This is a genomic window from Pseudomonas sp. S12(2018), from assembly GCF_024355235.1.
Lineage (GTDB): Bacteria > Pseudomonadota > Gammaproteobacteria > Pseudomonadales > Pseudomonadaceae > Aquipseudomonas > Aquipseudomonas palmensis.
Map to the genome: position 1 here is coordinate 308,215 of NZ_QLAD01000002.1, position 18,412 is coordinate 326,626.

Below are 18,412 nucleotides of genomic sequence, written 5' to 3' on the forward strand. Positions count from 1 at the left end.
GCGGGGGCTCGAGCCACAAGCCGACCCCTCCGGTGGAACCCGAGAAACCGAAACTCAAGCTGGGCTTCAACTCCATCGCCGGTTCGCGCACCGACGCCTGCGTGGTCGCCGACGGCTACAGCGCCTACGTGCTGGCACCCTGGGGTACACCGCTGAACAGTGCGGGCAACCCGTGGAAAAGCGACGGCACCAACACTGCCGCCGACCAGGCCAACGCCATGGGCATGCACCATGACGGCATGCATTTCTTCCCCATCAACGGCAGCTCCGACGACGGCCTGCTGGCGATCAACTTCGAGTACATCGATGCCGACGCCCTGCACCCGGCCGGCCCGACCGTGGACGGCAGCGGCAAGCGCCCGGCCGAGGAAGTGCGCAAGGAAATCAACGCCCACGGCGCCGGCGTGGTGCGCCTGAGCAAGGTCAACGGACGCTGGCAAGTGGTCGACAACGACCCGCTCAACCGCCGATTCACCACCGCCACGCTGATGGACCTGGCCGGCCCGCTGCGCGGCAGCGACCACGTCAAGACCGTGTTCTCCAACACCGGTACCCAAGCCCGCGGCACCAACAACAACTGTGGCAATGGCTTCACCCCGTGGGGCACCTACCTCACCTGCGAAGAGAACTGGCCAGGAATTTTCGTCAACACCAGCGGCGCCGTGCCGGACGATCAGCGCCGCATCGGGGTGAGCACCAGCAAGGGCAACTACGCCTGGGAAAGTGCTGCCGGCGATGCCAGCGAAGTGGACGGCGAGTTCACCCGGTTCATTCTTGACCCCACCGGCGCGACGGCCACCGACGACTACCGCAACGAAGCCAGCACCTACGGCTACATCGTCGAGATCGACCCCTATGACGCCAGCACCCGTGCGGTCAAGCGCACCGCCCTGGGGCGTTTCCGCCATGAAGGCTGCTGCCCGGCGCTGCCGGTAGCCGGCAAGCCGGTGGTGTTCTACATGGGCGACGACTCCAACAACGAGTACCTCTACAAGTTCGTCTCCACCGCCCTGTGGGACACCGCCGACGCCAACCCGAGCAACCGCCTGGCTACCGGTGCCAAGTACATGGACGACGGCAAACTGTACGTGGCGCGCTTCGACGCCGACGGCAGCGGCCACTGGCTGTTGCTGGACGTCGCCACCACCACCAAGGCCGGCACCACCCTGGGCGCGCTGTACACCGACCTGCCGGGCATCATCCTCAACACCCGTGGCGCCGCCGATGCCCTGGGCGCAACGCCTATGGACCGTCCGGAGTGGACCACGGTCAACCCGCTCAACGGCGACGTGTACCTGACCCTGACCAACAACAGCAAGCGCACCCCGGCCACTGTCGACAACGCCAACCCGCGCGGGCCGAACAAGCATGGCCACATCATCCGCTGGCACGACAGCGACGACCACCTGACCTTTACCTGGGACATCTTCGTGTTCGGCGCCAACGCCGCCGGCAGCGCCGACATCAACCGCTCGGGGCTGACCGAACTCAACCAGTTCGCCAGCCCCGACGGGATGAGCTTCGATAGCCGCGGCATCCTGTGGTTCCAGACCGACAACGGCGAATCGACCCTGACCGACTACACCAACGACCAGATGCTGGCGGTGATCCCCACCGACCTGGTCGATGCCAGCGGCAAGCAGGTGCCGATCAATGCCCAGAACCAGGTCGACCTGCGCCGCTTCTTCGTCGGCCCCAACGGCTGCGAGGTGACTGGCATCGCCTTCACGCCGGACAACAAGTCGATCTTCGTCAACATCCAGCACCCGGAGAACTGGCCGTCGACCGACGTCGCAACCTCCGTCACCCCCGCCGGCACCACCGTGCGCCCACGCGCCTCGACAGTGGTGATCCAGCGCAACGATGGCGGTGAAATCGGCGTCTAGACCCGACCGGCACCGCTGCCCTTACCAGGGCAGCGGTTCGCGCCGGGTTACCCGCACCTGCTGCACCGGCACCAGGGCATGCCACTGCACCACGCCACGGGCATGTACCTGGTACTGGCTGCGCAGCACGTGAGCGTCCTGCTCGATCTCCAGCTGCAACAGAAAGTCCCCGCTGTTGAGCAACAACCCCTCACTCAAGCGTTCGAAGGTCGCATCGTCCAGCGCACCGAGTGCCTGGCGCAAGGCGCCGGCATCCCGGTAGCCGGTGGCCGGGCGTGCAGTGACCACCCGGCTCAGCAGTGAGCGGCTCATCCTTCCCTCATACAGCGCCTCCAGCAACGGCAACTGTTCAAGGCTCAGCGCATTCGCATTGAGCCGCCAGTGCGTGGTTTCGGGCAACGCACACAGCTGCGGGTAACGTGCCTGGCGTTGCGGGTCGGGGCCCAGCAGCAGGTTCAACTCGCTCATGTCCAGCATCAGCTGATTGGCCGCCAGGCGCGGCGGCGACTGGCGCAGGTAATGATCGTTCTCGGCGCCCTCGCGACGCGCCTGGTGATCGCTGTCGATCCAGTCGGCCAGGGCCTGGGCCAGCTGGGCGGCGGCCATGTCGCCGCCCAGCAGGTACTGCAGTTGGCGTTCGGCACGCTCGGCATCCTCGCCCACCAGGCTGTTGACGTTGAAACAGGTGTGCAGGTCGCGGATGCGCAGGGTCGCCGAACCGCCGTCGAACGCATACGGCAGCGCCTGGCCACGCAGCGCCTGCCAGAACAGCGGGCTGGCACGCCAACTGGGGTCTTGCAGGGCCTGCTCGGCAAAGGCCAGCCCGGCCCGCTCCAGCCCGCGCGCCTGCACGCGCTGCTGCACCAGGCGCACCGCATCGACCTGGGCGCGCCCCTCCTGTACCAGCCATGCCAGGCCACCGGCGATCATCGCCAGCACCACCAGCACCATCAGCAATGCCGCGCCCTGCTGTCGCTTGCCACCCATCGTCACGCTACCTCTGCCAAAGAGCGGCCAGTCAACACGGCGGATGTTTCAGGCACATGGCAAAGGCGTTGCCCGTCACCTTTGCGTCATAAAGCGCAGGCAGGATAAACCCTTCTTTTTCATGACCTTGGAGTGCTTCACATGGGCGGTATCGGGATCTGGCAACTGGTTATCGTGTTGATGATCGTGTTCATGCTGTTCGGCACCAAGCGCCTCAAGGGCCTGGGCGCGGACGTGGGCGAGGCGATCCAGGGCTTTCGCAAATCCATGGGCAACGGCCCGCAGGCCGACACCCCGGACGCCCCTGCCCCGGTGCAGCAGGTACAGCAGGGGCAACCGGAACAACGCAGCTGATGTTCGAGATCGGCTTTACCGAGCTGCTGCTGGTGGGCGTGGTGGCGCTGCTGGTGCTGGGCCCCGAACGCCTGCCGGTGGCGATGCGCACCGTGGGGCGTGGCGTGGGCCAGGCCAGGCGTGCCATGGGGGCGCTGCGTGCACAGGTGGAGCGTGAGCTCGACACCCAGGCACTGACCCAGGAGCTGGATGCCGAGCCACTGCGGCGTCTGGAACAGGAACTGCGCCAGGGCGTGAGCCTGCAGGCGCAGCCGACCCCGACTTCGACCAATGGACCCTGCCCATGACTGATACCCAAGCGGGCATGCCCCTGACTGCCCACCTGACCGAACTGCGGCGGCGCCTGGTGCGCTGCCTGCTGGCCGTCACGCTGGTGTTCCTGGGTTTGTTCCCGTTCGCCCAGACCCTCTATACCGCCGTGTCCGAACCCTTGCGCCGTTACCTGCCCGAAGGCGCGAGCATGATCGCGACCAGCGTGACGTCGCCGTTCCTGGCGCCCTTCAAGCTGACCCTTATGGCTGCGCTGTTCGTCGCCATGCCGGTGCTGCTGCACCAGGTGTGGGGGTTCGTGGCACCGGGGATGTACCGCAAGGAACGGCGCATCGCCTTGCCATTGCTGGTATCGAGCATCGTGCTGTTCTATGCCGGCATGGCCTTCGCGTTCTTCGTGGTGTTTCCGATGATGTTCGGTTTTTTCGCCAGCGTGACCCCGGCCGGGGTGTCGATGATGACCGACATCAGCCTGTACCTGGACTTCATCCTGGCGCTGTTTCTGGCGTTCGGGCTGGCGTTCGAGATACCGGTGGCCACCTTCATCGTGGTGTGGGCGGGGGTGACGGATGTGGCGACACTGCGCAAGAGCCGGCCTTACGTGATCGTCGGATGCTTTGTGGTGGGCATGCTGCTGACCCCGCCGGACGTGTTTTCACAGACCTTGCTGGCGGTGCCGATGTGGATACTGTTTGAAGTGGGGTTGCTGGCGTGTGCGGGGGTGCAGCGCAAGCAGGAGCAGACGATGGAGGTTGCCTGATCGGACCTCTTCGCCGGCAAGGCCGGCGCCTACAGGGTGTTGCGTCGCACATGAACCCTGTATGAGCGAGCCTTGCCGGCGAAGAGGCAGACCTGCCAATCAGAAATCAGCGAGCTGCCAGACCTCGTAGGCCGGGGTCTCGTAGGGGTGGCTCGCCTTCAGGGCCGCGACTACCGGCCCCACCAGCGCATCGTCCACCACCAGCTCGACCCGCCACTCCTCGACCTGCTCGACCACCCCGCTCTGCCCGATGAACGGCTGGCTGCCGCTCAACGGACGGAACTGGCCCTGGCCCAGCACCTGCCACGCACAGCTGTCGTAGGCGCCGATGCGTCCGCCACCGGCGGCGAACACAGCGGCCTTGACCTGCTCCACATGGCTGGGCGGCACGAAGAAGGCGAGTTTGAACACCCTCAGTTCACCCAGGCCCGCGCGTTGCGGAACATGCGCATCCAGGCGGCGTCTTCGTTCCAGTCATCCGGGCGCCACGAGTTCTGCACCGCACGGAATACCCGCTCAGGGTGCGGCATCATGATGGTGACGCGCCCGTCGCGGCTGGTCAGGCCGGTGATCCCGCGCGGCGAACCGTTCGGGTTGGCCGGGTAGGTCTCGGTGACCTTGCCGTGGTTGTCGACGAAACGCAGGGCCACGCAACCGGACAGGTCGGCTTCCAGCAGTGCCTCTTCGCTGGCGAACTCGGCATGCCCTTCACCGTGCGCAATGGCGATCGGCATGCGCGAACCGGCCATGCCCTGCAGGAAGATCGAGTTGGACTCCTGCACCTGGACCATCGCCACGCGCGCCTCGAACTGCTCGGAGCGGTTGCGCACGAAGTGCGGCCAGAACTCGCTGCCCGGGATCAGCTCGTGCAGGTTGGACATCATCTGGCAACCGTTGCACACACCCAGGGTGAAGCTGTCGCTACGCTCGAAGAAGCCCTGGAAGGCGTCGCGGGCGCGGCTGTTGAACAACGCCGACTTGGCCCAGCCTTCACCGGCACCCAGCACGTCACCGTAGGAGAAGCCGCCGCAGGCAACCATGCCCTTGAACTCGTTCAGGTCGACGCGACCGGCGAGGATATCGCTCATGTGCACGTCGATGGCGTTGAAGCCGGCACGGTCGAACGCCGCAGCCATTTCCACCTGACCGTTGACGCCCTGCTCGCGCAGTACCGCCACCTGTGGGCGAATGCCCTTCTTGATGTAAGGCGCCGCGATGTCGTGGTTGACGTCGAAGCCCAGCTTGACGCTCAGGCCCGGGTTGTCTTCCTCGAGCAGGCCGTCGAACTCCTGGTCGGCGCAGTCGGCGTTGTCGCGCAGGCGCTGGATCTGGTAGCTGGTCTCGGCCCACTGGCGCTGCAGCAGGCGGCGGTCGCCGGTGAACAGCACTTCGCCGTTCAGGCTGATGGCCACGTCGGCACAATTGACCGGCTTGCCGATCACCGCCACGCAGTCTTCGCCAAGGCCGGCGGCGCTGAACTGGGCCAGCACGTCCGGGGTGGCGTCCTGGCGCACCTGGATCACCGCACCCAGCTCTTCGTTGAAGAGGATGGCCGCGACTTTCTCGCGCTTGCCGGTCAGGGTGTCCAGTTCCAGGTTCAGCCCGCAATGGCCGGCGAAGGCCATTTCCAGCGCGGTGGCCAGCAGGCCGCCGTCGGAGCGGTCGTGGTAGGCCAGCAGGTGACCGTCGGCGTTCAGGCCCTGGATCCGCGAAGAACGCCTTGAGGTCTTCGGCGTCGTCGACGTCCGGTGCCTGGCTGGCGAGCTTGCCGTGGGTCTGGGCCAGGATCGAGGCGCCCATGCGGTTCTGGCCGCGACCCAGGTCGATCAGGATCAGGTCGGTTTCGCCCTTGTCCATGCGCAGTTGCGGGGTCAGGGTCTTGCGGATGTCGGTAACCGGGGCAAAGCCGGTCACGATCAGCGACATCGGCGAGGTCACGGTCTTCTCGCGACCTTCATCTTCCCAGCGGGTCTTCATGGACATCGAGTCCTTGCCCACCGGAATGGTCAGGCCCAGCTCGGGGCACAGTTCCATGCCCACGGCCTTGACCGCGTCGTACAGGCGCGCGTCTTCACCGGGGTGGCCGGCAGCCGACATCCAGTTGGCCGACAGCTTGATGTCGGACAGCTTGCCGATGCGCGAGGCCGCCATGTTGGTCAGGGTCTCGCCGATCGCCATGCGCCCGGACGCCTGGGCGTCGAGCAGGGCCAGCGGGGTGCGCTCGCCCATGGCCATGGCTTCGCCGGTGTACACGTCGAAGCTGGTGGCGGTGACGGCCACGTCGGCCACCGGGACCTGCCATGGACCGACCATCTGGTCGCGGGCGACCAGGCCGGTGATGGTGCGGTCACCGATGGTGATCAGGAAGTTCTTGCTGGCCACGGCCGGGTGGCGCAGCACGCGCTGTACCGAGTCGGCGAGGTCCAGGGTGCTCGGGTCGAAATCGTCGCCCAGCTCGGCTTCGCGGCTGACCGAACGGTGCATGCGCGGGGCCTTGCCCAGCAGCACTTCCAGCGGCATGTCCACCGGGCTGTTGCCGAAGTGGCTGTCGGTGACGGTCAGTTGCGGTTCGGCAGTGGCTTCGCCGACCACCGCGAACGGGCAGCGCTCGCGTTCGCAGATGGCGGTGAAACGCTCCAGGTCCTTGGCGTCGACCGCCAGCACATAGCGTTCCTGGGACTCGTTGCTCCAGATTTCCAGCGGCGCCATGCCCGGCTCGTCGTTGGGCACGTTGCGCAGCTCGAAACGACCGCCACGGCCGCCGTCGTTGACCAGCTCGGGGAAGGCGTTGGACAGGCCGCCCGCGCCGACGTCATGGATGAACGCGATGGGGTTGGCATCGCCCAGCTGCCAGCAGCGGTCGATGACCTCCTGGCAGCGGCGTTCCATTTCCGGGTTTTCGCGCTGTACCGAGGCGAAATCGAGGTCGGCAGAGCTGGCGCCGGTGGCCATCGACGAGGCAGCACCGCCACCCAGGCCGATCAGCATGGCCGGGCCGCCGAGCACGATCAGCTTGGCGCCGACGGTGATCTCGCCCTTCTGCACATGGCCTTCGCGGATGTTGCCCATGCCGCCGGCGAGCATGATCGGCTTGTGGTAGCCGCGCACTTCTTCGCCGTGGGGGGTGTTGATCGACTGCTCGAAGGTACGGAAGTAACCGGTCAGTGCCGGGCGCCCGAATTCATTGTTGAACGCCGCGCCGCCCAGCGGGCCTTCGATCATGATGTCCAGCGCGGTGACGATGCGCTCCGGCTTGCCGTAGGGCTTTTCCCAAGGCTGTTCGAAGCCCGGGATCTGCAGGTTGGACACGGTGAAGCCGGTGAGGCCGGCCTTGGGCTTGGCGCCGCGACCGGTGGCACCTTCGTCGCGGATCTCGCCGCCGGAACCGGTGGAGGCCCCCGGGAACGGCGCGATGGCGGTCGGGTGGTTGTGGGTCTCGACCTTCATCAGGATGTGCACCGGCTCCTGCACCGCGCCGTACTGGCGGGTTTCAGGGTTCGGGAAGAAGCGCCCGGCGGTGGAACCGACGATCACCGAGGCGTTGTCCTTGTAAGCGGACAGCACGCCTTCGCTGTGCATCTGGTAGGTGTTCTTGATCATGCCGAACAGGCTTTTTTCCTGGCTCTGGCCGTCGATATCCCAACTGGCGTTGAAGATCTTGTGGCGGCAGTGCTCGGAGTTGGCCTGGGCGAACATCATCAGTTCGATGTCGTGCGGGTTGCGCTTGAGGCCCTGGAAGCTGGTGACCAGGTAGTCGATCTCGTCTTCGGCCAGGGCCAGGCCCAGCTCGACGTTGGCTTTTTCCAGCGCGGCGCGGCCACCGCCGAGGATGTCGACGGCGGTCAGCGGCTTGGGTTCGGCATGGCTGAACAGGCCGGCGGCCTCTTCGAGCCTGCCCAGCACGATCTGGGTCATGCGGTCGTGCAGCAGCTCGGCGACGGCGGCCACATCGGCCTCGCTCAGTTCACCGCCGACATAGAAGGCAGTACCACGCTCCAGGCGCTTGACGTTCTCCAGGCCGCAGTTGTGGGCGATGTCGCTGGCCTTGCTCGACCAGGGCGAGATGGTGCCGAAACGCGGCATGACCAGGAACAGGCGACCGCTGGGCTCCTGTACCGGCACGCTCGGGCCGTACTTGAGCAGGCGCGCGAGCACATGCTGTTGGTCGGCACTCAGCTCGCCGTCAACCTCGGCGAAATGGGCGAATTCAGCGTACAAACCACTAACAGCGGGGACTTTCTGGCTCAGTTGCTCGAGTAATTTACCGTGGCGAAAGGCAGAAAGGGCAGGAGCGCCGCGCAGGATCAACATCGTCGGGACAGCCTCAGGAAGGGGGTGTGCTTAGAGGCCGTGCATTCTAGCCTAAACCGCCGCCGACGGCACCCGAAACGCTGCATCGGCGACAGGCCGAATGTCGGCAAGCCGACAAGAGTGCTTCACGAGATGACAAAAACCCGTCCCGACGCGGTTTTATCGGGCTGTGCTAGCAGACAAGCCGGATGTTGTCGAGATATGGCGCGGCAGGTCCTTTGCGTATACTGCACCCTATGTTTGCCCAGACTGCTTTGCGCCAGCGTTGTGCCAAATGGCTCATCGCAACCGGACTCTTCCTGATGCTCGGTGCCTGTGTTGAAAAACCCAGCACCCTGGAGCGTGTCAAGGAGGACGGCGTGCTGCGCGTGATCACCCGCAACAGCCCGGCCACCTACTTCCAGGACCGCAACGGCGAAACCGGCTTCGAGTACGAGCTGGTCCAGCGCTTTGCCGACGACCTGGGCGTGAAGCTGCAGATCGAGACCGCCGACAACCTCGACGACCTGTTCAACCAGCTCGGCCAGCCGAACGGCCCGGTGCTGGCGGCAGCGGGCCTGGTAAGCAGCGAGCAGCGCAAGCAGCAGGTACGTTTTTCCCACCCGTATCTCGAAGTCACCCCGCAGATCATCTACCGCAACGGCAAGCCCCGCCCCACCGACGCCGGCGACCTGGTCGGCAAGCGCATTCTGGTACTCAAGGGCAGCAGCCATGCCGAACAGCTGGCAGAGCTGAAAAAACAGTACCCGGCCCTGCAATATGAAGAGTCCGACCAGGTCGAGGTGGTCGACCTGCTGCGCATGGTCGACGAGGGCCAGATCGACCTGACCCTGGTCGACTCCAACGAAGTGGCGATGAACCAGGTGTACTTCCCCAACGTGCGGGTCGCCTTCGACCTGGGCGACGGGCGCGACCAGCGCTGGGCGGTGGCGGCCGGCGAAGACAACAGCCTGCTCAACGAAATCAACGAATTCATCGACAAGGTGCACAAGAACGGCACCCTGCAACGGCTCAAGGACCGCTACTACGGCCACGTGGACGTGCTCGGCTATGTCGGCGCCTACACCTTCGCCCAGCACCTGCAGCAGCGCCTGCCGCGCTACGAGAACCACTTCAAGACCTCGGCCAAGAAGGAACAGGTGGACTGGCGCCTGCTGGCGGCGATCGGTTACCAGGAGTCGATGTGGCAGGCCGAGGTCACCTCCAAGACCGGCGTGCGCGGGCTGATGATGCTGACCCAGCGCACCGCCCAGGCCATGGGCGTGTCCAACCGGCTCGACCCGCGCCAGAGCATCGAGGGCGGGGCCAAGTATTTCATGCATGTGAAGAAGGAGCTCGATGACGACATCGAGGAGCCGGACCGCACCTGGTTTGCCCTGGCCGCCTACAACGTGGGCAGCGGCCACCTGGACGATGCACGCAAGCTGGCCAAGCGCGAGGGGCTGAACCCGAACAAGTGGCTGGACGTGAAGAAGATGCTGCCGCGCCTGTCGCAGAAGCAGTGGTACAGCAAGACCCGCTACGGCTATGCCCGTGGCGGCGAGCCGGTGCATTTCGTGGCCAACATCCGGCGCTACTACGACATCCTGACCTGGGTGACCCAGCCGCAGCTGGAGGGGAGCCAGGTGGCCGAAGGCAACCTGCATGTGCCGGGGGTCAACAAGACCAAACCGGCCGACGCTTCGCCGCCGCTCTAGTTTGCAGCGCCTGTATCGCGGGCCCAGCCCGCTCCCGCAACAACGGGGGAGCGGGCTTGACCCGCGATGGTCACACCACGGTTATCAGGCCTTGGCCCGCCGAGCCCTGAAGAACTCGGTCAGAATCGCCCCGCACTCCTCGGCCAGCACCCCGCCCTCGAACAGCACCCGGTGGTTCAGAAACCCCTGGGTAAAGAATTGCCCCTGGCTCTGCACGATCCCGGCCTTGGGTTCCAGGGCCCCGAACACCACGCGGTTGACCCGCGAATGCACGATCAGCCCGGCGCACATGCTGCACGGCTCCAGCGTCACATACAGCGTGCTGCCCGGCAGCCGGTAGTTGCTGGCCGCCTGCGCCGCCGCGCGAATGGCCACCATTTCGGCGTGCGCACTGGGGTCGCTGCCGCTGATCGGGCAGTTGAAGCCCTGCCCGATCACCTCGCCGTGCTGCACCAGCACCGCGCCCACCGGCACCTCGCCCAATGCAGCCCCCTGCGCCGCCAGCTCCAGCGCCAGGCGCATGAAGTGCTGGTCGCGGCTGCGGTCGATGATCTGCGGCTGACGCATCACGCCACCTCGATGGCGGCCATCAGGCCGGTTTCCATGTGATCGATCACGTGGCAATGGAACATCCAGGTGCCGGGGTTATCCGCCACCAGCGCCACCTGCGCCCGCTCGTTCTTGCCCAGCAGGTAGGTGTCGGTGAAGTACTGCTCCGGGATCTTGTGGCGATTGGAGCTGAGCACCTTGAAACTCATGCCGTGCAGGTGGATCGGGTGCTGGTACTGGGTCATGTTCTTGAGCTCGAAGATGTAGCTCTTGCCCTTCTTCAAGGTGGCAATCGGCCGGTCGGAACAGGTCTTGTCGGTGATGTCCCAGGCCTGCCCGTTGATCTGCCACAGGCTTGGCGGCTTGCCGTTCTCGGTATTGACCGACACCGAGCCTACCCACTCGAAATTGAAGTTGATCTTCTCGGCGTTGGCCAGGTCCGGCTCGGCGATGGGGTTGGCCGGCAGCGCCGGTGGCCAGTCGCCCGGTGCCTCGCTGCTGGCCACCGAACGCAGGGTGCCCAGGCGCACCGAGCCGTCGCGCAGCGACAGCTCCTCACCGGCTGCCGGCATGCGGATGGCCAGGCAGATGCGCATGCCGGGGCCCAGCCAGTAGTCCTTGCCCAATGGGCGCGGGGTGATCGGGTTGCCATCCAGCGCATAGATACGCGCCTCGAAGTCGCCCTTGAGATTGATGCGGTAGGTCAGGGTGTTGTCCAGGTTCAGCAGGCGCACCCGCACGATCTGCCCGGCGGGCATTTCCACCACCGCGTCGGGCTGCCCGTTGATGGTGATCAGGCGCCCTGCGGTGCCGCCACGGGCCGCTTCGCGCGGCACGCTGAACTCGACGAAGTTGCCCTGCTCGTCCACGTGCCAGTTCTTCAGGCTCAGGGTGCGCTCGTGCTTGAAACCGGTGGGCTCGCGCTCCTCCACGATCAGCGGGCCGACCAGGCCGCGGCCCAGCTCTTCGCTGCTGTTGACGTGGGGGTGGTACCAGAAGCTGCCGGCATCCGGCACGCGGAACCTGTAGTCGAAGTACTCGCCCGGCAGCACTGGCAGCTGCGACACGTAGGGCACGCCGTCCATTTCCAGCGGCAGGCGGATACCGTGCCAGTGGATGGTGGTGGCCACCGGCAGGTGGTTGATGAACCGCACCCGCAGCCACTGCCCCTGGCGCACCCGTAGCTCGGTGCCCGGCGCGGACGGGCCGAACGCCCAGGCCTGGGTGGTGTGCCCGGCCACCAGCTCGACGTCCAGCGGCGCGGCGATCAGTTCATAGTCATGCCCGGCCTGCTCGTCCTCGACCTTGCCCATCCAGTAACGTGCGGCGCCCCCGGCGCCCAGGCCAACCACCACCAGGCCAGTCAGCCCCTTGAGCATTTGTCGACGGGTAAAGGACATCGGAACAGGCACCTCGTATCGCGAAAACAGCCTGCCAGCCATGACCGGGCTGGCGGTAAGGGCGAATACGATACACCTGCATTTGCGAAACTTTAAGTGAAGAGTTGCCCCGGCAGCGGCACACGATGCCGCACCCACCCGCGCAGCACTATCTACCGCACCTGCCCGCTGGAGCCAGCCCATCCTGCCATGGCCCAGACCAAGGAAGGATCGCCATGCCCCAGCCCCCCAACCCACAACGCGCGCAGCTTCAGGACATTGCGCGCCAGCTCGTCGTCAACTGCCCGGACATGCGCCAGATGGCCCGTGAGGTGGCCGTCGACGCCCTGAAGAAGTTCGCCCGCAGCAGCCTCGATCCGGACACCGTGTACCTGCACCGTTTCAAGGCGGCCCAGTCCAACCCCAGAAGCTTCAGCGGCTGGGAGCACCGTGAGCTGCCCTACCAGTCGCTGACGTTGCCGCAACTGGTGATGCAGCGCTTCGACGCCAACGACCAGGACAACGCCGACCTGCTCGGCTACCGCACCGGCTTCTACCGCGAAGGCGCGCATGCCGGGGTGTTCGATGAACGCAACGAAGTCCCCATGGCACCGGCCGATGTGCTGCGCTACTTCTGGCAGATCGACTTCAGCTCGGTCTTCAAACAGAAGATGCAGGCGTTCTGGGCCGACAGTGCAGAGGCGTTTCGCAGCATGGCCAAGGCCAACTTCCTGAGCAAGGTGGTGGAAGCCTGCGAACACGCAGACCTGCCCGAACAGCGCAAACGCTACCGCCTGCTGGCCCGGGCACTGGCCGGCGTCACCGACTGGCCGCCCACCCTCGAACAACTGCAGCAAACGCATGTTCCCGACCAGGGGGTGCGCCTGCATGCCTTCGACATCGGCGGCTACGTCGCCAGCGACATGCTGCGTGCCGTGCTGCCCGATGGCTACCAGGTGCTGTACATGCCCGGCGAGGTCACGGCCCTGCACCTGTTTGCCAACCCTGCGCAGCTTTACTGGTGGGTGCTGCAGAACACCAATGCCGCAGATAACCGCGCGCGCCTGATGGCCCACTTCGCGTTGTCCAGCCATGCCGAAAACCCCGCCGGGGTCGGGCTCGAGCATCTGATCGACCTGCTGTTCTCCAACTGGGCCGGCAGCGCACACGATGCCATCAACCTGCTGGACAAGCCGGTCGAGCAGGATGCATTCAGCTACCTGCGCGATGCGGCGCGACAGCGCATGAGCGACGACGCGCACTTCGCCCTGCGCTCCAACGCCGACCTGCGCAAACAGATGTGGGTGGCGGACCTGCATGCCTTTACCCGGTTCGCCGGGGCAATGGCCGCCTTCGACTGGCCGGTTGCACTGGCTGCCGTGGGCGCAGGGCTTGGCGAGACCGGCCTGTCCATCGACGAGGCGATCAACGGCCACACCACTGCCGAGCGCCAGGCGGGCGTCATCGGCGCCGTACTGGCCTCCATCGACACGCTGTTCAACGCGACGCTGCTCGGCGAGGAGACCGGTGAAGCGATACGGGTCGACGGCGAGGTGCCCGCCGTCGCCGAGCCCTATGTGGAGGCCGAGGACGAACCCCTTGCCACTGCCGAGGATATTGACGCCCAGGTGCCCGCCCCCCTGCGACCGACACCGGCTTCCCAGCGCCTGGCCACCTTCGAGACCAATGCCCTGCTCGATGGCGAAAAACCCGGGGTTGGCAAGATGCAGGGCATCTACTCGCTGGCCGACGGTTTCTATGTAGCGATCGGCGATTTCGCCTACCAGGTGCGGTACGTGGGCGAGCTCAAGAGCTGGGTGGTGATCGACCCGAACGCGCCCTTTTCGTTCTACCGCAACGTGCCCATCCGGCTCACTGCGCAACAGCAGTGGGAGCCCGTCGCGCAGGGCCGCCTTCTGGGGGGTACACCGCGCTTTCGCCTCAAACTGTGGGGCCGCAGCGACTACGCGCCACCCCCTGCCGAACGTATCCCCACGCCCTACGAGCTGCTCCCGCGCCAGCAGGCACAGCTGCGTTCAGTGGATGACGAACAGCTCAGCGGCATTACCTACCGGGCCAATCAGCCACACCTGGAAGAAGCCTGCGACCTGTTTCGCAAGCTGCGCAGCAAGCTGCTGAACGACGCCAGGGAGTACCTGAGCACGGTGGAGCTGCCGCCACGCCCGCAACTGCCGCTGTTCGAAAGCAACCCGGCGCCCAAGCAGATCTTGTGTGGTTGCTACTCCCGCTGCGACGGCGTGGTGATCGGCGAATGCCACGCACACCTGGGCAGCAAACGCTTTCTGATCGACAACATGGCGCAACTGCGCAAGCAGAAGGTCAAGGTGCTGTACCTGGAGCATCTGCTGACGGACTTTCATCAGGCCGACCTCGATGCGTTCAACCGCACAGGCAACATGAGCCAGCACCTGCGCGACTATGTGGCCGAACTGGACCGAAGCCAGGCCACCGACAGCAGCGGACGCTATACCTTCCAGCAGGTGATGCTCACCGCACAGGCCAACCAGGTCCGCCTCCAGGCCATCGACTGCATGGCCAGCTATCGTCAGGCCTGGCTGGCCACCCCGCCGGGCCCGATCCGCCAACAGATGATGAACTTCTTTGCCCATCGGGTCATTGCAGCAGACCAGGCCCTGCACCCCAGCAGGTGGATCGCCTTCGTGGGCAACACCCACACCAATACGTTTGACGGCGTGCCAGGGCTTGCCGAGCTGCAGGGCGCCATCGGCCTGCGCATCGAAGACATCGAGTGCGGGCTGCCTGTGCGATTCGGCGTGGACCCCGGTATCCAACCCGACCAGGCGGCCAACCTGGCGGCGGTCAAATGCGATCTGCTGCTGCAGGTGCCCATTGCTCCCGCACACGGCGTGGCACGCACCCTGGAAGAAAAGCTGCGCGCTGTCGGCTCCTTCAGTTTCACCCAGGTGGAGGGGACCTTGCAGATGATCCACCGCAGCAAGGACCTGACGCTGCACTACACCCCCATCCAACGGGACGGCACGTTCTACTACATCGATCGGGCGAGCTGGCCACGCGTGGACAAGCGCCGCATGCCAAGCCTGGCGCAACTGTCGACCCTGGTGACATCCAACGGGCTGACCTTCGTGCCACTGTAACGGCGCCGCCCAGCTTTGCTTGCTGCCTGGACGGCCCGGGCTGGCTGGGCGGCCCGCACTACTTACTTACCGCACGCTGCTCGCCGCCCCCGGCCAAGCTGGCCCCTCGCCCCTGACACGGAAGTACCGCCATGCCCCTGACCGCCCAACAGACCCACGACCACGAACAGCTGCAGAACCTGGCCCGACAACTGGTCAAGCATTGCCCCGACATGCGCCAGATGGCCCGCGACATCGCCAGCCATATCCTGAAGAAGCACACCCGCAGCACGCTGGACCCGGACGCGGTGTACCTGCACCGGTTCAACACCGCGCATAGCAGCCCGCGCACCTTCAGCGGCTGGGAACACCTCGGCCCGCCCAGCGAATCGCTGACACTGCCGCAACTGGTGATGCAGCGGTTCGATGTCAACGACCAGGACAACGCCGACCTGCTCGGCTACCGCACCGGCTTCTACAGCCGCGGGCCGGGTACAGGCCTGTTCGATGAGCGCGATGAAGTGCCGATGGCCCCGCGCGAGGTACTCGACGAGCTGTGGAAGGTCGACTTCTGCAGCGCCTTCCACCAGGACCTGACCCGCTTCTGGGCCCGTCATTCGGACAACTTCCGCACCCTGGCCAAGGCCAACTTCCTGAGCAAGGTGCTCGAAACCTGCGCACACCAGACCGACCCCGCCCGCCTGGCACGCTTGCGGCGGGTGGCCACTGCCCTGGCCGGTGACGCCAGCTGGCCGCCCTCGCTGAGCCAGTTGCAACAACAGGCCAGGCCGGTGGCGGGGGTGCGCCTGTGCACCTTCGACATCGGCGGCCATGTGGCCACCGATATCCTGCGGGTAGAACTCGACGACGGTTACCAGTTGCTCTACATCCCGGGCGAGGTCGACGCCCTGCACCTGTTCGCCAACCACAGCGAGCTGTACTGGTGGGTGCTGCACAACACCAATGCGGCGCAGAACCGCGCACGCTTCATGACCCACTTCGCCCTTGCGGACCACGGCGAAAAAGCCAGCGCGGTGGGGCTCGAGCACCTGATCGACGTGCTGTTCAACAACTGGGGCGGCAACGGTCACGACGCACTCAACCAGTCGAACACGACCGTGCATGGCGACGGGTTCACCCACCTGCGCGATGCAGCGCGTCAGCGCATGATCGACGATGCGCACTTCTCGCTGCGCTCCAACGCCGACCTGCGCAAGCAACTGTGGATCGGCTACCTCAAGGCCTTCGGCACGTTCGCCAGTGCCATGGCCGCGGTCGACTGGCCGGTAGCGCTGGCTGCCGTGGGCGCCGGGCTGGCCGAAACCGGCCTGAACATCGATCAGGCGGTCAACGGGCACACCACTGCCCAACGCAAGGCCGGCGTGATCGGCGCCGTGCTGGCGGCCATCAACACGCTGTTCAATGCCACCCTGCTCGCAGGCCCGGCCGTCACCGGTGAAATCGCCGAGATCGAACCCAGCCTGGACGCGGGCACGCAGACTGCACCCGTCGAGCCCGAACACACGCCAATGGCCACCCCGGCGGAACTCGCCGAGTGGGCACCTGCGCCGCTGATACCGGCCGAGCGCTCGCAACTGCTGGCCCCGTTCGAAACCAACGTGCTGCTGGACGGGCACGCCACCGGCAGCGGCAAATTCCAGGGTATCTACACCCTGGACGATGGCTTCTATGCCCAGATAGACGGGTTCCCCTATCACGTGCGCTACATCGGCGAGCTGCGCTCATGGGCGGTGGTCGACCCGCAGAACCCCTACTCGTTCTACCGCAACGTGCCCATTGGCCTGAACGACGAAGGCGTATGGCAACCGCTGGAGCAGGGTCTGAAAGGCGGGGCGCCACGCTTTCGCCTCAAGCTCTGGGGCCAGGCCCAGGTACCCGCGCCCGGCCCGGAACGCGTGCCCACCCCCTATGAAGTCGACAAGGCGCTGCAGCCCGAATTGCTCAAGGCCTCCAACGGTGGCGAGGAGTCGAACCTGAGCGGGCGCACGTTCTCCCCCAACAACCCCGCCCGCGAACAGGCCTACGCGCAATTTCGCACCTTGCGCGACCTGCTGGTCGACGACGCCGAAGCGTTTTTCAGCACCGCAAGCCTGCCGCAGCGGCCACCGCTGCCAACATTGGCTGCCGATGCCAGCGCCAGGCAGATCATTCGCAGCGTGTACGAAAACAGCGAGGGCCTGGTGGTCGGCGAAGCCCATTCACAACTGGGCAGCAAGCAGTTTCTGATCGAGAACATGGCCCTGCTCAAGCAGCAGAAGGTGCGGGTGCTGTACATGGAGCACCTGATGACCGACTTCCAGCAGGCCGACCTGGACCTGTTCAACCAGACCGGGCAGATGCCCCAGGCACTCAAGACCTACGTGACCGATCTGGACCGCGGCTGGCACACCGACCCCGCCCAGCGCTACACCTTCATGCAGGTGCTCAGGAGCGCGCAGAAACAGGGCATCCGGATACAGGCCATCGATTGCATGGCCAGTTACCGCCAGGCATGGATGGGCCCCCGACCACCCGCGATTCGCCAGAAGATGATGAACTTCTTCGCCCACCGCGTGATCGCTGCCGACCAGGCTGCCCATGGCGCCGGCAAATGGGTTGCACTGATGGGCAACACCCACGCCAACACCTTCGAGAGCGTGCCCGGGGTCAGCGAACTGCAAGGTGTGATCGGTGTGCGCGTCGAGGACATCGAAATCGGCAGCAGCGCAAGCGTGGGCCGCGACCCGGGGCTTTACGCAGTGGACGACGGTATCCGCGAAACCCGCGTGCAGGGCGACCTGCGCCTGCAGGTGCCGATTGCCCAGCCGCCCTCGGCCTCGGGCACGCTGGAAAGCCGGCTGGCCAAACCGGGGGCGTTCGGCTTCAAGGACATCGACGGCAAGATGACCCTGATACACCGCAGCAAGGACCTGGCGCTGCACTACACGCCCATCGCAAGGGACGGTGAGTTCATCTATATCGAACGCGCCAGCTGGCCATGGCTGGACAAGCGACGCCTGCCGGACCTGTCGGAAATGGCCTTCCAGCTGTCCCGGTACGGCTTGAAGTACGTGCCGCTGTGACGCCAGGCAGGCGGCGATGA

The 18,412-nt window shown here is 65.7% G+C and carries 11 protein-coding genes and 1 pseudogene; 7 read left to right on the forward strand and 5 right to left on the reverse strand.

Annotated features, from left to right (window positions below):
• Positions 1-1,886, forward strand: a 1,886-nt coding sequence (locus DN388_RS05345) for a PhoX family phosphatase (protein WP_254997344.1), incomplete at its 5' end; no start/stop codon positions are given.
• A 21-nt stretch (positions 1,887-1,907) separates the two neighbouring features.
• Here DN388_RS05345 and gspK read toward each other — a convergent pair.
• On the reverse strand, positions 1,908-2,873 hold the full coding sequence (gspK, locus tag DN388_RS05350) for a type II secretion system minor pseudopilin GspK (RefSeq protein ID WP_054915050.1): 966 nt from the start codon (positions 2,871-2,873) through the stop codon (positions 1,908-1,910).
• 141 nt (positions 2,874-3,014) lie between these two features.
• On the opposite strand from gspK, the gene tatA reads away from it, so the two are divergent.
• From tatA to tatC, 3 genes are read left to right on the forward strand one after another with little or no spacing between them, the layout of a single operon-like run.
• The gene (gene tatA, locus DN388_RS05355; protein ID WP_043860635.1) at positions 3,015-3,227 is read left to right on the forward strand and encodes a twin-arginine translocase TatA/TatE family subunit; all 213 of its coding nucleotides are present in this window, start codon (positions 3,015-3,017) and stop codon (positions 3,225-3,227) included.
• On the forward strand, positions 3,227-3,514 hold the full coding sequence (tatB, locus tag DN388_RS05360; RefSeq protein ID WP_054915051.1) for a Sec-independent protein translocase protein TatB: 288 nt from the start codon (positions 3,227-3,229) through the stop codon (positions 3,512-3,514). Before tatA ends, tatB begins: the two co-directional genes overlap by 1 nt.
• On the forward strand, positions 3,511-4,257 hold the full coding sequence (tatC, locus tag DN388_RS05365) for a twin-arginine translocase subunit TatC (RefSeq protein ID WP_054915052.1): 747 nt from the start codon (positions 3,511-3,513) through the stop codon (positions 4,255-4,257). The genes tatB and tatC overlap by 4 nt, the downstream gene beginning before the upstream one ends.
• 99 nt (positions 4,258-4,356) lie before the next feature.
• Here the strand turns inward: tatC and DN388_RS05370 are convergent, their stop codons facing one another.
• Together DN388_RS05370 and purL are read right to left on the reverse strand one after the other, a co-directional pair.
• A complete protein-coding gene (locus DN388_RS05370) occupies positions 4,357-4,668 on the reverse strand; it encodes a YqfO family protein (protein WP_054915053.1) in 312 nt (103 codons plus the stop codon).
• 2 nt (positions 4,669-4,670) lie between these two features.
• Positions 4,671-8,568: pseudogene (purL, locus tag DN388_RS05375) on the reverse strand (phosphoribosylformylglycinamidine synthase).
• Between the two features lie 236 nt (positions 8,569-8,804).
• On the opposite strand from purL, the gene mltF reads away from it, so the two are divergent.
• Complete coding sequence (gene mltF, locus DN388_RS05380; RefSeq protein ID WP_043860640.1) at positions 8,805-10,265, forward strand: membrane-bound lytic murein transglycosylase MltF; 1,461 nt, start codon at positions 8,805-8,807, stop codon at positions 10,263-10,265.
• A gap of 84 nt (positions 10,266-10,349) precedes the next feature.
• Here the strand turns inward: mltF and tadA are convergent, their stop codons facing one another.
• Complete coding sequence (tadA, locus tag DN388_RS05385) at positions 10,350-10,832, reverse strand: tRNA adenosine(34) deaminase TadA (RefSeq protein WP_054915054.1); 483 nt, start codon at positions 10,830-10,832, stop codon at positions 10,350-10,352.
• On the reverse strand, positions 10,832-12,214 hold the full coding sequence (locus DN388_RS05390) for a multicopper oxidase family protein (protein ID WP_054915055.1): 1,383 nt from the start codon (positions 12,212-12,214) through the stop codon (positions 10,832-10,834). The genes tadA and DN388_RS05390 overlap by 1 nt, the downstream gene beginning before the upstream one ends.
• Before the next feature lie 215 nt (positions 12,215-12,429).
• On the opposite strand from DN388_RS05390, the gene DN388_RS05395 reads away from it, so the two are divergent.
• Both DN388_RS05395 and DN388_RS05400 read left to right on the forward strand, forming a co-directional pair.
• Positions 12,430-15,330: a membrane-targeted effector domain-containing toxin gene (locus tag DN388_RS05395; protein WP_254997378.1), complete on the forward strand. Its 2,901-nt coding sequence runs from the start codon at positions 12,430-12,432 to the stop codon at positions 15,328-15,330.
• A gap of 131 nt (positions 15,331-15,461) precedes the next feature.
• Positions 15,462-18,392 carry a membrane-targeted effector domain-containing toxin gene (locus DN388_RS05400; protein WP_254997380.1) on the forward strand — a complete coding sequence of 977 codons (2,931 nt, stop codon included), beginning with the start codon at positions 15,462-15,464 and terminating at the stop codon, positions 18,390-18,392.
• Positions 18,393-18,412: the final 20 nt, after the last annotated feature.

Excerpts from the sequence above, each read along its gene's own strand:
- gspK (WP_054915050.1), bottom strand. The coding sequence starts at position 2,873 with ATGGGTGGCAAGCGACAGCAGGGCGCGGCATTGCTGATGGTGCTGGTG.
- tatA (WP_043860635.1), top strand. The coding sequence starts at position 3,015 with ATGGGCGGTATCGGGATCTGGCAACTGGTTATCGTGTTGATGATCGTG.
- tatB (WP_054915051.1), top strand. The coding sequence starts at position 3,227 with ATGTTCGAGATCGGCTTTACCGAGCTGCTGCTGGTGGGCGTGGTGGCG.
- tatC (WP_054915052.1), top strand. The coding sequence starts at position 3,511 with ATGACTGATACCCAAGCGGGCATGCCCCTGACTGCCCACCTGACCGAA.
- mltF (WP_043860640.1), top strand. The coding sequence starts at position 8,805 with ATGTTTGCCCAGACTGCTTTGCGCCAGCGTTGTGCCAAATGGCTCATC.
- tadA (WP_054915054.1), bottom strand. The coding sequence starts at position 10,832 with ATGCGTCAGCCGCAGATCATCGACCGCAGCCGCGACCAGCACTTCATG.
- DN388_RS05390 (WP_054915055.1), bottom strand. The coding sequence starts at position 12,214 with ATGTCCTTTACCCGTCGACAAATGCTCAAGGGGCTGACTGGCCTGGTG.
- DN388_RS05395 (WP_254997378.1), top strand. The coding sequence starts at position 12,430 with ATGCCCCAGCCCCCCAACCCACAACGCGCGCAGCTTCAGGACATTGCG.
- DN388_RS05400 (WP_254997380.1), top strand. The coding sequence starts at position 15,462 with ATGCCCCTGACCGCCCAACAGACCCACGACCACGAACAGCTGCAGAAC.